Genomic DNA, 15,635 nt, shown 5'->3' on the forward strand with positions numbered 1-15,635 from the left:
CATTCATGAGGATTTTTGGTCCTCCTACGATTTTAATCAGTTGGCATAGAGGTGGAGATATTGGATACTTCGCACAAATACGAACTTTCACGTGGCCGTATAGTTGGAAAGGTTGGGCAGGGGGTATATTAATGGGGGCTGGAGGAGTCATGATAGCAGGCTCTTACTATTTCCCACCCATGCTTCCATATGGGGTGTGGGCCTTTGTAACAGGTGCGGGATTTTCTATAACAGATTTAATACAAGGTATTAATGAAGCTTTTCAGACGGGTTCTGACATAGGCGGCATGATAAACGATGTAAATAAAGAAGAGTGGGAGGAAATAGACGGATTGCGTTGATAGCTAATAATAAAAAGGAGAAATTTATGAACCTTAGTGAATCAGAAAAAGAGTTTTTAAAGAAACGCCCAAGTGCTATAAAAATATATGGAACATTAACTTTTTTGATCATCCTCTTTGGCGTCGTTTATTTTTACTTAATTTTTAATAAATTTATTCCAGCATATACAAAATTATTTGAGAAAGCTCCTCAGGTCAAGGAATTTATCGAGACAGGTATGATTAGCTTAGCACGTATGAACTTAATATGGATATCTATTTTATGCGGCGTTATAATTGGCAGTTTCTTCGCACAACTTAAAATGGATAAAATCCTTAGAAAAATCGTCAGCGATAAATAACAAATAACTAGACACGCTACCTTGCGATATTTGATGCACAACCGCCATTGTACCCCTGAGCAGTTAGTTTCCTATTAATAGAAATAGGGGGCGGGTTTTCACGTCGCAGAGCCGATACCTCTTAACGTTTGTTAAGCGAACTCGTAATACTTATTTCCGACGAGTTTTAAGCACAAAAAGCACTGAAACACGCCGATATAATTCTGAAACTGGCTTTTTAAGGACACTCTCCGACGAGACGTATTTAACATAATGACGGATTGTCGGACATAGATTTAAAAGTTGTGGCAAATAGTTAGCTGCGACTTGACGACGCTATAACTATATAACTAGAAACGCTTTCCAATTCAATCGGGAACTGCTCCCGCGCCACACAGGAAGGTGTGCTTCATAGCCAACCATTTCAGGGTCCTCCTCATCAAATAGCTTTAGTTTAGCAAATGATATTGCCATAAGGTATATACCATAAATATACCATAATTTCTTGACAACAGACCCCTCTTGTGCTATCCTAACAAGCCATAAAAATGATTAAGGATAATCTTAACAGCGTCTGTGAAAGAATCAAGCAAGCGGCTTTGCGTTCTGGCCGAAGAGCCGAGGATATCGTATTGGTTTGCGTTGTTAAAGAGGCGGATACGGAAGACGTGCGCGAAGCAGCCGCGAACGGCGTTACCGATATAGGCGAAAATACTGTCCAGGCCGCTTTATCAAAATATGAATCGCTCGGCGATGCGGCAAATCTGCGCTGGCACTTCATAGGCCATCTTCAGACAAATAAAGCAAAATCCGCCGTAAAGGTATTCGACCTCATCCATTCTGTAGACAGCGTTTATCTGGCAGAAGAGATACAGAAAGAAGCCCAGAAGATAGATAAGGTGCAGAGCATACTGTTACAGTTCAATGTATCCGGCGAAGAAACGAAATATGGCCTACGGCCGGAAGCCGCTAAAGATGTTTTGTTTGCAATCAGCGGCATGAAGAACATAGCGCTTGAGGGCTTGATGGCTATAGCGCCTTATTCCGAAGATGCGGAAAGTTCGAGGCGGTATTTTAAGCAGTTGAGGGGTCTCGGTGACGCGTTAGCCGGATTCAATTCCGAGAACATTTCTCTCAAGCACCTTTCAATGGGGATGTCCGGCGATTTTGAGGTCGCCATCGAAGAAGGCGCTGATATTGTACGAATCGGCTCAGCCATATTCTCCGCCAAAGGCGGAAAAGGAAAATGACATGGAAAGAGAAAGAAAGATAGGCATATTGGGTTGCGGCAATATGGGCGAGGCTATTGCCAAAGGCACTATATTTTCCGGCCTTGTAAATGCGGGGAGCCTTTATTTATATGATATTGACAAAGATAAAGCGAGGCATGTCGGCGAATGTCTGGATGCCAATATCTCAAATTCTTCTGAAGAGCTGTGCAATGAATGCAGTGTCATTGTCCTTGCGGTAAAACCGCAGGATGTGGAAGAGGTATTGAAAGAGGTCAACCACGCTATAAACCCTTCGAAGCTATTGGTGTCTATAGCAGCCGGTTTTACCATTAATAAGATAAAGAAATTTATTAACGATAAGGTGGGGGTTATCCGCGTTATGCCCAATATGGCTCTTTCTGTCAATGCCAGCGCCTCCGCCATATGCCGCGATGATTGCGTTACAACGGAAGATATGAAATTCGTCAAAACGCTTTTTACGGCTACAGGCGAAGTTGTAGAGGTAGAGGAAAAGTTTATGGACGCGGTTACGGCCATTTCAGGCAGCGGCCCCGCCTACTTTTTCTATCTGACAGAGATACTTGAGCGCTGCGCAATAGAGATGGGCATAGAGAAAGAGAAAGCGAAATTGCTCGCTGTTAAGACTGCGCTCGGGAGCGCACTTTTGCTTGCCGACAGCGATTCACAGGCGGAATCGCTTAGGAAGCGCGTTACCTCAAAAGGCGGGACTACCGAGGCGGCATTTAAATATTTCGCCGAAAAAGGCTTGGAAAATATACTTAAAGGCGGCATAGAAGCGGCGCGAAAACGCGCCAAGGAATTGAGTGAGGGCTGACAATGTTTATACTGGGAAATTTTTTTATAGCGGTTGCAAAGGTTTTGGACATAATAATTCCACTTGCCTACTGGCTTATCGTAATAAGGGCTGTTTTGAGCTGGTTTAGCCCTGATCCCTATAATTTCCTTGTGCAGCTTTTATACAAGACTACAGAACCGATTTTGACGCCGTTTCGGCGCATAATGCCTGCTTACAGTGTCGGGCTGGATATATCGCCTATTTTAGCTATTTTGGCTTTGGTATTTTTGCGATATTTTCTTGTGACGACGCTATATCAGCTTGGCCGGCATTTTGGTGGTATGTGAGAATAGAAATATAGGAGGCGAGGATGTCAAAAATAGGCATTATAGGCGGCAGCGGCTTATATGACATAGAAGGCATCAAAAATAAGAAGATGAAGAAGCTTTCCACGCCCTTCGGAGAGCCGTCAGATGAGTATATGCTGGGAGAATTAGAGGGAAAGGAAGTCGTCTTTCTGCCGAGGCATAATAGGAGCCATAGCGTGCTTCCCACCGATCTCAATTACCGCGCGAATATATATGGGATGAAGAAACTGGGCGTAGAAAGGATAATATCCATAAGCGCTGTCGGGAGCCTCAGGGAGAACCTGAAACCGCTTGATATGGTAGTGCCCGACCAGTTTGTGGACAGGACCAATCAGGCGAGGCGTTCTACCTTTTTTGGGGACGGAATAGTAGCCCATGTATCGTTCGCGGATCCCGTCTGCCGCAATTTATGCGATGTCGTGTATAACGCGGGAAAAAAATGCGGCGCCGCTGTACATAAGGGCGGCACTTATATCAATATGGAAGGCCCGCCGTTTTCTACCCGGGCAGAATCGATTCTCTATAGAAGTTGGGGTATGGATATAATAGGTATGACGAATATGGCCGAGGCCAAACTTGCCAGAGAAGCGGAGATGTGTTTCGCGACGCTTGCCATGGTAACGGATTATGATTGCTGGTACGCCAAAGGCCACGAAGACGTGAACATGGACATGGTAATAAATAATATGAAGAAGAACGTTGAGATGGCAAAGGCTATCATAAAAAAGATAGTGAGCGATATGCCGGAGGCCCGGGAGTGCGAATGCGGATCAAGCCTTAAACACGCCATAGTAACGCCTAATGATATAATTCCGGCCGATACGAAGGCGAAACTGGATATAATCATAGGGAAGTATATAAAATAAAAATATGGATTACAAAGATACCATAAATCTGCCGAATACGAATTTTCCAATGAAAGCGAATCTTCCGGGCCGCGAGCCCGAGATGCTGAAGGCCTGGGAGGATATGCGTATATACGGCCGCATTATGGAAAGAAGAAAGTCCGCCGGCAAAAAATATATCCTTCACGACGGCCCGCCTTACTCTAACGGCGATATACATATGGGCCATGCTCTAAATAAGATCCTGAAGGATATAGTCGTAAAATTTAATACGATGGCGGGATGTGAGGTGCCGTTTATCCCGGGCTGGGATTGTCACGGCCTTCCGGTAGAGCACCAGCTGATGAAGAACTTGAAGATAGAAAAGACTGACATGCCGCAGGTAGAGTTCCGCGAAAAGGCGCGCGATTTCGCGCTTAAATACGTTAATATTCAAAAAGAAGAGTTTAAACGGCTTGGCATATTTGGCGATTGGGAAAATCCTTATCTTACGCTGAATCCTAAATACGAAGCGGCCATAGTGAGGTCATTCGCGAAATTGGTAGAGAAAGGATATGTATATAAGGCATTAAAGCCGGTCAACTGGTGTTTTAAGTGCGAGACTGCCCTTGCCGAGGCGGAAGTGGAATACGAGTCGCACACATCAGTGTCAGTTTTTGTGAAGTTTAAACTTAAAGACGTTGATAAGTTTAAAAAGATGGCTGATAAAACTCCGGTCAACGAGATAAAGAAAGATATATACGTATTGATATGGACTACTACCCCGTGGACGCTCCTCGCCAATGTAGCGATCGCGCTTTCGTCGTCAATGAAGTATGTCCTTATACAAAGCGGAGATAGTTATCTTATACTCGCGGAAGAATTACTTGATGCGGTCAGCAAAAAAGCCGGCCTGCGCGATACTAAAGTGCTCGCTTCATTTTACGGAAAAGAGGCGGAGGGGCTCAGTTGCGCCCACCCGTTTATAGATAGAGATTCAAAAATAGTACTAGCAGATTACGTTTCACACGAAGAAGGCTCGGGCTGCGTACACACCGCTCCCGGACACGGCGCGGATGACTACGCGACCGGGAAAAAATATAACCTGCCTACTATCATGCCGGTAGATTCCAAGGGAAGGTTTGATGATACTGCCGGTGAGTTTGCGAAGATGCATGTCTTTTCAGCAAACGAAAAGATAATAGATAAATTAAAGAAGATAGGCGCACTGCTTTATACCGAGCCGATAAATCACACTTATCCCCATTGCTGGAGATGTAAGAACCCCATCATATTCAGAGCGACTGCGCAATATTTTATAAATGTGGATCACGAAGGGCTGCGAGAGAAATCAAGCGCGGATATTGAGAACAATGTAAAGTGGCTGCCGCCTGCCGGCAAAGAGAGGATATCGGCAATGGTAAAAGCGAGGCCTGATTGGTGCCTTTCGAGGCAAAGATTATGGGGCGTGCCGATCACAGCCTTTTATTGCGCTTCCTGCGAAGAGTTGATTTTAAATGAGTTGCTGATACGCCATGCAGCGGACATATTTGAGAAGGAAGGTTCCAATGCCTGGTTCGCCAAAGACGTCAAAGACCTTCTTCCTGAGGGCGTTTCGTGTAAAAAATGCGGGGGTACCACCTTTACAAAAGAGACGGATATATTGGACGTATGGTTCGAATCCGGCGTTAGCCATCAGGCTGTCCTGAAGCCGCGAAACGAATTTCCCTGCGATCTTTATCTTGAGGGAAGCGACCAACATCGCGGATGGTTTCAATCATCTCTCCTTTCCGCAATAGCCATAGATGGTGTACCGCCGTATAAAATGGTACTTACTCACGGTTTTGTCGTTGACGGCGAGGGGAAGAAGATGTCAAAGTCCCTCGGCAACGTAATATCCCCCGAAGAGGTGATGAAAAAATACGGCGCTGACATACTGCGTATATGGGTTGCCTCGTGCGATTATAGCGATGATGTCCGCCTGTCCGGCGTAATATTGGAGCGCCTGGCGGAGGCATATAGGAAGATAAGGAATACCTGCAGGTTTATATTGGGAAATCTAAGCGATTTTGATCCTGCAAAAGATGTCGTCTCGATAGAAAAATGGTCCGAGAACGACAAATGGGCGCTCGGGAGGACATTGTGGCTCTTGGAATCGGCCGAATACAATTTTAGGCAATTTACGTTTCATAAAGCGTTCAGCGCTATTTACAATTTCTGCGTAGTGGACATGTCATCCATATATCTTGATGTTTTGAAAGATACTTTATATACTGCGGGGAAGAATTCAATTAGAAGGCGCAGCGCCCAGAGCTGCCTTTTTGAAATAATAAATATCCTTACGAGGGTCATGGCGCCTATCCTGGCATATACTTCTGATGAAGTCTGGAGATGTATCCCACGCCATAAAGGGGAGGAAAGTATTCATCTTGAAGATTGGCCGGATCTCTTATCTCTGAAGACGGCGCTGAGTCGCCAATTCAGCGAAAAAGATATGAAATTATGGAATGAAAAATTACTGCCGTTAAGAGGAGGTGTTTTAAAAGAGCTTGAGGAAGCAAGGACTAAAGGCCTTATAGGCAGTTCCCTTGAGGCTAAGGTCATTTTGTATAGCAGTGAAAAAGACTGGCAAGAGCTTTTAGATGCGAAGAAACATATTCTTGCTCCGCTTTTTATAGTTTCTTCAGCTGAGATCTCAAAAGAATCCCCCGAATGCGGAAAGGCCGCCGAGGGTATTCCGGTAGATATTTCGGTTAAAGCGGCGGACGGCGAAAAATGCCAAAGATGCTGGAATTACTCCGCGACAGTCGGTTCGAGCAAGGAACATCTCACTCTTTGCGCCAAATGCATGGAGGCGGTGAATAGCCCGCTTCTAAATAAGAAAGGATAAGTTTGATGAAGAAGCCGGAAATGGAAAAATTTAAAAAGTTACTGCTCAAAAAAAGAGATGAGTTGATGGTAGATGTCAACCACATTACCGAAGACACCCGCAAAAACTCGCAAAAAGAAGCCTCGGGGGACCTCTCGGCTTACAGCCTGCATATGGCTGATATGGCATCCGATAATTATGACCGCGAGTTTTCTCTTAAGCTGGCCTCCGGCGAACGCAACACGCTCTTGGATATTGACGATGCCCTAAAGAGAATAAAGGATGAGAGTTACGGTACATGTATGTCGTGCGGCAAGAAGATTTCCAAAAAACGCCTTACGGCAGTTCCGCACGCAAAGCTTTGCATGGCATGCAAGCGGAAGGAAGAGGCGAAATAGTGAAGTTACGCGCCGCCTTAATAGCCGGCCTTTTGGTGGCAGTTGACCAACTGACTAAATTTTGGGCATCGATGCACTTGGAGTTGAATAATACCCGACCGCTTCTTAAAAACGTACTTCACCTTACTTTAGTGCGTAACAGCGGCGCCGCCTTCGGTTTTTTTAAAGAGAGGGCCGCTGTATTTATCTTCATCTCAGTTGTTGCTATACTTCTCATACTTTTTTATGCAAAAAGATTTGAGCGCAATTATCGTTTCGCGCGGACAGGGCTGCTTTTAATACTTGCAGGTACCATAGGGAATCTGATAGACAGAATCAGGTTCGGATATGTTGTCGATTTTATAGATTTGAGGATCTGGCCGGTCTTTAATTTTGCCGACATATTTATATCACTAGGCGGATTGCTCTTGATATGTCATATTCTGGTATTCGGCAGGGACAAGCAGCATATTAAACCCTAAAGGCTGTATGCACCCGATATTATTCCAAATAGGTAATTTTAAAATCTATTCCTACGGCGTAATGGTCGCCTTGGGGTTTTTGGCAGCGGTCTATCTGACGGCCGAAGAAGCAAAAAGAAGAGGTATAAAGCGGGAAAACATTTTAGATATATACCTTTACGCCATTATCTTTGGCATCATAGGCGCAAGAGCGCTCCATGTCATTTTAGAAATGGATTATTATTTCAAGTACCCGCTTGAAGTGATAATGATAAATCACGGAGGCCTCGCGTTTCAGGGCGGCCTGATTGCGGGTATTTCGGCGGCGTGCTTTGTTATATCAAGAAGACGCCTTCCTTTATTAAAGACGGCGGACATGATGGTGCCTTATGTTGCCCTGGCGCAGTCCATAGGCAGAATAGGATGCTTCCTAAACGGCTGTTGCTATGGGGTGGCCTCCGATTCTTTTTTTGCCGTAGCTTTTTCCGGCCAGGGCGAGTGCGAGCATCCGGTGCAGGTTTACCTTTCTGTGTGCTTTCTCGCCATATTTGTAATACTGAAAAAAATCTATGAAAATAACAAAATAGACGGCGTAGTTTTTGCGCTTTATCTGGCAATGTTTTCGATCGTAAGTTTCTTTGTGGATTTTTTAAGGGGCGATCTCGCCGTAGTATTTCTTAACTTCAGGGTATCGCAGATTATTTCGCTGGCGATATTAATCATTTCACTAATAATGCTGGTTTCTTTAAAATGGAAAACTATACGTTCGCGGTAGATCTTGGCGGCGCCGGCGCGAGACTGGATAAGTATCTGGTTGAACGCTTTCCGAAATTTATGTCCAGGACGCACATACAGCGGCTCATAACCGATAAAAAAGTCCTTGTAAACGGGAGTCCCAGGAATAACCATTACAAGTTGGAAAAAGGTGATTTTATAGAAGTGGAAGTGCCTAAAGCGCGGAAACTAGATATAAAAGCCGAAAATATCCCGCTCAAGATCATATATGAAGACGCGAGATTGATGGTCGTGGATAAGCCCGCGGGCATGGTGACCCATCCGGCGCCGGGAAATTATACGGGCACGCTGGTAAACGCGCTTTTGAATCATACTAAAAATCTTTCATTTTCATCGGAGATGAAGCCGGGCATCGTCCACAGGCTCGACAAGGATACGTCGGGGCTTATGATAGTGGCGAAAGACGAGTCGTCTCATGCGTTTTTAGCCAGACAATTCAATAAGCGTACCACCGATAAGAGGTATACGGCAGTTGTGGAAGGCGTGGTGGAGCTTGATAACGGCATAATATCTGAGCCGATAGGCCGCCACCCGCGCGACAGAAAAAAAATGTCCGTGAGATTATCGGAGTCGAGGCAGGCAGTTACGCGATACAAAGTTTTGGAGCGTTTTATGAATAGCAGCCTTTTAGAGGTGAGGCCAGAGACCGGCAGGACTCATCAGATACGCGTCCACATGGCATATATAGGCCATCCTATTATTGGCGATGCTACCTACGGCTCAAAAAAATCCGGCGATCTAATGGGCCGCCAGGCGCTTCACGCATCCAGCATATCGGTTTTTCATCCGGATACAAAGGAAGTAATGAAATTTGAGTCGAAGCTGCCTGAAGATATGAAAAAGTTGATTGTAAAATTAAGAATGAAGTAGTTGCTTTTTTAAAAACATATGGTATAATTATACAAATAACATTTTAAGGATGGCTCTTATGAATAAAGATATAAAGTCGTTAGGTGTCGTTGTGTTCGCGGCGGTATTTCTATTCAGCACTGTAGTCGCCTCGCTTTTGTTTATAGGCGAAAGAAATTCAAAGCTCTTTCTCCAGAATGAGTTGGCCGAGGTGATGAAGGCCAAGAAGAAATTATCGTTTGAACTTGATGAGGTAAAAGTCATAAAAAGCGATCTGGAGCTTAAGCTAAGCGCCCTTGAGGCGCAGGCCAAGATGCTCGGAGATAGTTACGAGAAGGAAAAAGCGCAAGGCGAAACCATCAAGCGCGAACTCAGTAAAAAGGACAGCGAAATTGCCGGCATAAAAAACCAGCTGGATAGCGCTAAGAATGAAAAAGAGAACCTTCAATCAACGCTCGATGAAGAAAAGCTTAAATATAGCCAATTGAGAGAACGAGTTGACAAGCTTGTAGCAGTCAAAGATGAACTTGAGAATAAAATAAAGGAGATTGTAGGCAAACAGGGTGTCGAACTTGAGCGCATTGTGGTGAAAGAAGAAGGCGAGCTTGAAGGGAAGGTCCTCGTAGTAAATAAGGAATACAATTTCATAGTTACGAACGCCGGGTCTGACGACGATATAATCTTAGGTGATATTATCACGGTCTTTAGGGACGGCAAGTATGTGGGGGAAGCTCAGGTAGAGAAGATATACGATACTATGTCCGCCGCGACCATAGTGAAAGAGACGAAACCCGGGGCTATTCAGGTGAATGACAAGGTGGTGGTAAGGCCGAAATAAAATTTTCTCGAATAGTATTTTTATTGTGGGCCGGGTTAAATAGCCCGGCCCGTTTAGTTTGCATAAGGTGTAATGTGGCATGAAAAAGAATTCGGAAAAAATAAGACCTGCAAAAAGAATAGAGGGCGAGATACGCGTCCCCGGTGATAAGTCTATATCTCACAGGGCCGTAATGCTCAATGCTATAAGTAAAGGCGAGAGCGTGATAAAGAACTTTCTTATGGCAGGGGATTGCATAGCCACCATAAACGCCTTTAAGGAAATGGGCGTCTCTATAGATACAGGCGATGTGGTCAGAGTAAAAGGTGTAGGGCTAAGGGGGCTAAGGCAACCCAAGAAAGAACTTTACCTTGGTAATTCAGGGACATCAATGCGCCTTTTGCTTGGCATACTTGCGGGGCAAAATTTCGAGGCGGTGCTATCCGGAGACGAATCGTTGAGTATGCGTCCCATGAAGAGAATTACAGAGCCGCTTCGCCGCATGGGGGCATGTATTGAGGGAAAAGGCGGAGCCAATTTGGCGCCCTTAAAAATACGGGGCGGCGCTCTTCGGGCGATAGCGTATGATTCGCCCCTCGCAAGCGCCCAAGTCAAATCCGCTATTTTACTTGCGGGCCTTTATGCCGATGGTATAACGACAGTGCGTGAGCCGATGAAATCGCGCGACCATACCGAGCGCATGCTTAAACTTTTGGGTGCAGATCTTGAGGTAAGCGGCCTTAAGGTTTCTATAAAGAGAAGTGAGCTTACGGCAAAGGATATAAGTGTCCCCGGCGATATTTCCGGCGCCGCTTTCTTTATTGTGGCGGCATTACTTCTTGCCGGCTCTAAGATCACTATTAGAAGAGTAGGGATGAACGAAACGCGCATCGGCATCATTGATATCCTTAGGCGCATGGGCGCCGATATAGAAGTAAATTTATTGGAAGATAGCGGTGAGCCCGTTTGTGATATAACCGTTTCGGCAAGCAGTCTAAAAGCAACGGTTGTGGAAAAGGAAGAGGTGCCGCGCGCCATAGATGAGTTACCGGTACTTATGGTAGCGGCCGCGTTCGCAAAAGGGACTACTGTAATAAATGGAGCGGGCGAGTTGAGGGTAAAGGAGACGGACAGAATAGGCTCTATGCAGAAAAATCTCGTCAAGATGGGCGGTGTCGTAAAGTCTGAAGGCGAGAATATCATTATAGAAGGAATGCACGCCCTAAGGGGCGCGGAGCTCATCAGTTTTGGCGATCATCGCACAGCCATGGCAATGGCCGTTGCGGCGCTTGGCTCCTCCGGCGAGAGCATAATAAACGATACGGCGTGCGTGGCCACCTCGTTCCCGGAATTTTTTAATATCCTAAAAGCCGCGGCAGTCAGCAAATAGATTGACACAACTAACGTCTTTTGCTATAATCATTTAGCGTTCGTTCTCTCATATTCGGTAATTTAACCCTGAAAACCTATTGCGAGGGTAGTCATGAAGGAAAAGGTAAAAAAGATCGCGGATAAACTCATAAGAATATTTAATTATTTTTTCGCATTTTTCTCAAATGATATGGGGATAGATTTAGGCACAGCCACGACCCTCGTCTTTGTAAAAGGCCAGGGTATTGTTTTGTGCGAGCCTTCCGTAGTGGCGGTCGAAAAAGGCACATCCAGAGTGCTAGCCGTAGGCGAAGAGGCGAAGCGCATGCTTGGAAGGACCCCCGGCAACATAGTCGCAATAAGGCCGATGAGAGACGGCGTCATAGCGGATTTTGAGATAACCGAGAGCATGCTTCGCCATTTCATAAAGAAGGCGCACAGCTCAAAGAAGTTTTTTGTCAAGCCGCGAATGGTCATCGCAATACCTTCCGGCATTACCGAAGTTGAGAAGAGGGCGGTTAAAGATTCTGCGCTTCATGCAGGCGCAAGGGAAGTTTATATGGTAGAAGAGCCCATAGCCGCCGCCATCGGCGTAGGATTGCCTATACAGGAACCCGCGGGAAATATGATCATTGATATAGGAGGCGGGACGACAGAAATAGCCGTTATATCATTGGCCGGTATCGTGTTTTCGCGGAGCATACGCATAGGCGGCGATGAGATGGATCAGGCGATAATCGATTACCTGAAAAAGACGTATAATTTGATGATCGGCGAGCGGACATCCGAGGATATAAAGATCAAGATCGGCTCAGCATTTCCCCTGGAAGAAGAATTAACAATGGAAGTCCGCGGCCGCGACCTTGTAGCCGGACTTCCCAAGATGATAACCATATCTAGCGAAGAGATACGAGAAGCGCTTGCCGAACCCATTGCCCAGATCGTCGAATCGGTAAGGATAACCCTAGAGAGAACGCCGCCCGAACTTTCCGCGGATTTGATAGAGAGGGGAATAGTCATGGCAGGAGGCGGTTCTCTCCTTAAGGGGCTGCCGAAACTCTTGTCGGAAGAGACCGGGTTACCCGTGCATCTTTCGGAAGACCCTCTGACAGCCGTTGCAATGGGCACAGGAAAAGTCTTAGGCGAAATCAAATACCTCAGGGCGGTAACTACCGGCCTGCGCCAGATAGAACAACAGCAATAATCGGAATAGTAATTTAAAGTGATTAAGCCCAGGATAATCATCGTAATAGCATTGCTTGCGATTTTTATCTGGACAATGTTCGCGCCCCCGCCCATCCTCGTACGCCTTAAAATGAACCTGGCGAATATTGCCAGGTTGCCGTTAAAAATGGTAAGCGCCTCTGTAAATTCCATCAGTAAAATCTCAAAATTCTTCTATTTAGATAATGAAAAGACGGAACTTAAGCGTAAGGTTTTTTCACTTGAGCGTAAACTTATAGAATTGCGTGAAGTATCTATTGAGAACAAGCGCCTCAAAGACCTCCTTTCCCTGAAATCCCAAGTAGCAAAGAATTCTGTCGCGGCAGCGGTAATAGGCAGAGATCCAAATAACTGGGCATCCGTGATTTTTATAGACAAAGGCAGGAATAACGGCATAGTAAAAGATATGGCTGTAGTTTCAAGCCAGGGCTTGGTCGGCCGCGTAAGGGAGGTAGGGAAAAACTTGAGTAAAGTCCTGCTTATCAATGATGTGGATTCCAAGGTAGCGGGCCTCTTGCAACGATCCAGAGAACAGGGGCTTCTAGTAGGCACTCCGGAGGGGAGATGTAAAATCATCTATCTTTCCCTGGAAGCCGATATTAATAAAAATGATGTGGTAATTACGTCGGGAAGCGGCAGCATATATCCTAAGGGCATGCTTATAGGCGAAGTGGTATCTGTAGCAAAAGAAAAAGGCACACTATATAAATATGCCGTAGTGAAGCCGTATGCGGAACTTTCAAAGCTGGAAGAAGTGATATGTATAAAATAAATCGCCTGCGGGACTACAGCCTCATACTGCTGGCATTTTTTTTGCAGGTTTCACTCGCCAATTCCTTAAGCTTATTCGGAGCGAAACCCAGCTTCCCGATAATTTTGGCGGTATTTTTCGCGCTTTTTACCGATGAGCGGTACGGATTCGAGACCGCTTTTTTTGCCGGCATTCTTTTAGATATATTTTCCCTCCGCCTTTTCGGACTGAATACCATTCTCTTTTCCATCGTCGGTTACTTTATAGGTAGATTCAATACGAAGATCTACAGAGAAAGTATGGCCACTCACGCTATACTGATTTTTCTTTCAACGATTTTTATCCTCTCCGCATATCGTTTTTTTCTTTGTCTTGAAAACCGTTTTTTGCTTTCAAACCTGTCTTTTAGTTTTGTATTCAGCCCATCGACATTTTTGTCGGCAATATATAATTCTTTTCTGGGGATCCTAATTTATACGTTTCTCTCTAGGGTATTTAATCTGGGCGAGACCAGCATACTATGATTATAAGTTTTATCCGAAAAATTATAATAGCGTTATTTAGCGTCCTAATTGTGTATCTATTTTATATGCAGTGTGTCCGGGGCGAATATTATCAAGACTTGGCAAAGATGAACAGGATCCGCCTATTGCCGCTTTCCGGGCCGCGCGGGAATATATATGACCGTGATGGAAACCTGCTTGCAGGAAACCGGCTTGCGTTTGATTGCGTAGTCATGCCGCAGGAGTTTTATCCGGACCATAAGGCGCTTGAGGAATTGGGGAGATTGCTGAATAAGTCCGCGAGCGTACTCAAAGACGAGATAAGGGAAAATACCATTGCGCCTTTTGTACCGATGGTAATAAAAGATGATGTGGCGAAGGAGCTGGCGATAGCTATTTCGGAAAAAAGTCTGGATCTGCCGGGGTTATTGATTCAGACGCGTTCCGTCAGGTATTATCCGCATAAAAATATGGGTTCGCATGTCATAGGCTATCTGGGGAAAATCAACGAGGATGAATTGTACGCGCTGAGCGATTACGGCTACAAAGCGATGGATCATGTGGGAAGGGGCGGCCTGGAATCATTTTATGATAGCTACCTAAAAGGCGAAGAAGGCGGGATCCAGGCCGAGGTCGATTCGCGCGGAAGGGAATTGAGACAGCTTGGCATCAAAGAGCCGGAGAAGGGCAAGGACATAACTACGACCATAGACCTGGAATTGGAGGCACACATAGATTCCCTTATGGAGGGCGAGCGAGGCGCTGCGATTGTCATGAGCTCCGAAACAGGAGAGATCCTGGCGCTTGTCAGTAAGCCGGATTTCGATCCCAATATATTTGTCTCTGCGCTGAAACCCGATTCTATAAAGATTTTGCTCGGAAGAAGCGATTACCCCATGATAGATAGGGCAATATCCGGCGCATATCCTCCGGGTTCAGTATTTAAATTGGTCACAAGTTCCGCGGCTCTTGATATGAAACGCATGAGCCTGCACGATCAATTGAACTGCCCTGGGTTCTACATGCTCGGCAAATGGAGATTTAATTGCTGGAAAGATGACGGCCATGGCACCGAAACTATAATCGACGGCATAAAGAATTCTTGTAATGTCTTTTTTTATCAGGTTGGCCGCAAGGCCGGAGTAGACGGCTTGGCTGCTTATGCCGTAAAATACGGAATGGGAAGAAATTCCGGCATAGATCTGCCTTACGAAAGTGCTGGTACGGTTCCGACGCGGGCGTGGAAACTATACAGGATGAGGCAGAGTTGGTTTGAGGGCGATACTGTAAATTATGCCATAGGCCAGGGGTACCTTCTTGTTACGCCTATACAGATACTCAGGATGACAAACGCCGTAGGGACCGAGGGTATTCTGGTAAAGCCGTTTTTAGTGAGAAAGATAGGCGGCCTTGAGGTGAAAGGGGCGGAAAGAAGGCGGCTTGATATTTCAAAAGAGACTTTCAGGACAATCAAAGAAGGTATGAAAAGGGCCGTTGATGATCCCAGCGGGACCGCTAAGGCGGCGAGGGCGAAAGGCTTGAGTGTCGCCGGTAAAACGGGGACAGCGGAAGCCGGCCCTAAGGGCACCCATGCTTGGTTTACCGGATTTTCGCCCGCAGATAAACCGCAATTTTCATTAGTGGTGTTTTTGGAATACGGCGGCAAGGGCGGCGACAAACCGGCCAAGATGGCCTCCAGTATCTTCGCAAAATTGAAAGAATTAGGTTATTTGTAAA

The 15,635-nt window shown here is 45.7% G+C and carries 17 protein-coding genes; all 17 read left to right on the forward strand.

Annotation, left to right across the window (positions count from 1 at the left end):
• The coding region (locus tag KKI13_02780; GenBank protein ID MBU4487977.1) for a hypothetical protein at positions 1–341 on the forward strand (341 nt) is incomplete at its 5' end.
• A 26-nt stretch (positions 342–367) separates the two neighbouring features.
• The gene (locus KKI13_02785; protein MBU4487978.1) at positions 368–682 is read left to right on the forward strand and encodes a hypothetical protein; all 315 of its coding nucleotides are present in this window, start codon (positions 368–370) and stop codon (positions 680–682) included.
• Between the two features lie 527 nt (positions 683–1,209).
• The gene (locus tag KKI13_02790; protein ID MBU4487979.1) at positions 1,210–1,911 is read left to right on the forward strand and encodes a YggS family pyridoxal phosphate-dependent enzyme; all 702 of its coding nucleotides are present in this window, start codon (positions 1,210–1,212) and stop codon (positions 1,909–1,911) included.
• 1 nt (position 1,912) lies between these two features.
• Positions 1,913–2,728: a pyrroline-5-carboxylate reductase gene (locus tag KKI13_02795; protein MBU4487980.1), complete on the forward strand. Its 816-nt coding sequence runs from the start codon at positions 1,913–1,915 to the stop codon at positions 2,726–2,728.
• A 2-nt stretch (positions 2,729–2,730) separates the two neighbouring features.
• Complete coding sequence (locus KKI13_02800) at positions 2,731–3,036, forward strand: YggT family protein (protein ID MBU4487981.1); 306 nt, start codon at positions 2,731–2,733, stop codon at positions 3,034–3,036.
• Between the two features lie 23 nt (positions 3,037–3,059).
• Positions 3,060–3,923, forward strand: a complete 864-nt coding sequence (gene mtnP / locus KKI13_02805) for an S-methyl-5'-thioadenosine phosphorylase (GenBank protein ID MBU4487982.1) — start codon at positions 3,060–3,062, stop codon at positions 3,921–3,923.
• A 4-nt stretch (positions 3,924–3,927) separates the two neighbouring features.
• Positions 3,928–6,771 (forward strand): isoleucine--tRNA ligase, encoded by a 2,844-nt coding sequence (ileS, locus tag KKI13_02810; protein ID MBU4487983.1) that lies wholly within the window; start codon positions 3,928–3,930, stop codon positions 6,769–6,771.
• 5 nt (positions 6,772–6,776) lie between these two features.
• A complete protein-coding gene (locus tag KKI13_02815; protein ID MBU4487984.1) occupies positions 6,777–7,148 on the forward strand; it encodes a TraR/DksA C4-type zinc finger protein in 372 nt (123 codons plus the stop codon).
• Positions 7,148–7,609, forward strand: coding sequence for a signal peptidase II (lspA, locus tag KKI13_02820; protein ID MBU4487985.1), 462 nt, complete (start codon positions 7,148–7,150; stop codon positions 7,607–7,609). The genes KKI13_02815 and lspA overlap by 1 nt, the downstream gene beginning before the upstream one ends.
• A gap of 7 nt (positions 7,610–7,616) precedes the next feature.
• Positions 7,617–8,363, forward strand: a complete 747-nt coding sequence (locus tag KKI13_02825) for a prolipoprotein diacylglyceryl transferase (GenBank protein MBU4487986.1) — start codon at positions 7,617–7,619, stop codon at positions 8,361–8,363.
• Complete coding sequence (locus KKI13_02830) at positions 8,339–9,253, forward strand: RluA family pseudouridine synthase (protein ID MBU4487987.1); 915 nt, start codon at positions 8,339–8,341, stop codon at positions 9,251–9,253. Before KKI13_02825 ends, KKI13_02830 begins: the two co-directional genes overlap by 25 nt.
• Before the next feature lie 58 nt (positions 9,254–9,311).
• Complete coding sequence (locus tag KKI13_02835) at positions 9,312–10,070, forward strand: hypothetical protein (GenBank protein ID MBU4487988.1); 759 nt, start codon at positions 9,312–9,314, stop codon at positions 10,068–10,070.
• 79 nt (positions 10,071–10,149) lie between these two features.
• Positions 10,150–11,439, forward strand: coding sequence for a 3-phosphoshikimate 1-carboxyvinyltransferase (aroA, locus tag KKI13_02840; protein MBU4487989.1), 1,290 nt, complete (start codon positions 10,150–10,152; stop codon positions 11,437–11,439).
• A 93-nt stretch (positions 11,440–11,532) separates the two neighbouring features.
• A complete protein-coding gene (locus tag KKI13_02845; GenBank protein ID MBU4487990.1) occupies positions 11,533–12,624 on the forward strand; it encodes a rod shape-determining protein in 1,092 nt (363 codons plus the stop codon).
• Positions 12,625–12,642: 18 nt separating this feature from the next.
• Positions 12,643–13,416, forward strand: coding sequence for a rod shape-determining protein MreC (gene mreC, locus KKI13_02850; protein ID MBU4487991.1), 774 nt, complete (start codon positions 12,643–12,645; stop codon positions 13,414–13,416).
• Positions 13,404–13,919, forward strand: coding sequence for a rod shape-determining protein MreD (gene mreD, locus KKI13_02855; protein ID MBU4487992.1), 516 nt, complete (start codon positions 13,404–13,406; stop codon positions 13,917–13,919). The genes mreC and mreD overlap by 13 nt, the downstream gene beginning before the upstream one ends.
• The gene (gene mrdA / locus KKI13_02860; GenBank protein ID MBU4487993.1) at positions 13,916–15,634 is read left to right on the forward strand and encodes a penicillin-binding protein 2; all 1,719 of its coding nucleotides are present in this window, start codon (positions 13,916–13,918) and stop codon (positions 15,632–15,634) included. Before mreD ends, mrdA begins: the two co-directional genes overlap by 4 nt.
• Position 15,635: the final 1 nt, after the last annotated feature.

It is taken from the genome of Candidatus Omnitrophota bacterium (assembly GCA_018894435.1).
Taxonomy (GTDB): Bacteria; Omnitrophota; Gorgyraeia; order JAHIPI01; family JAHIPI01; genus JAHIPI01.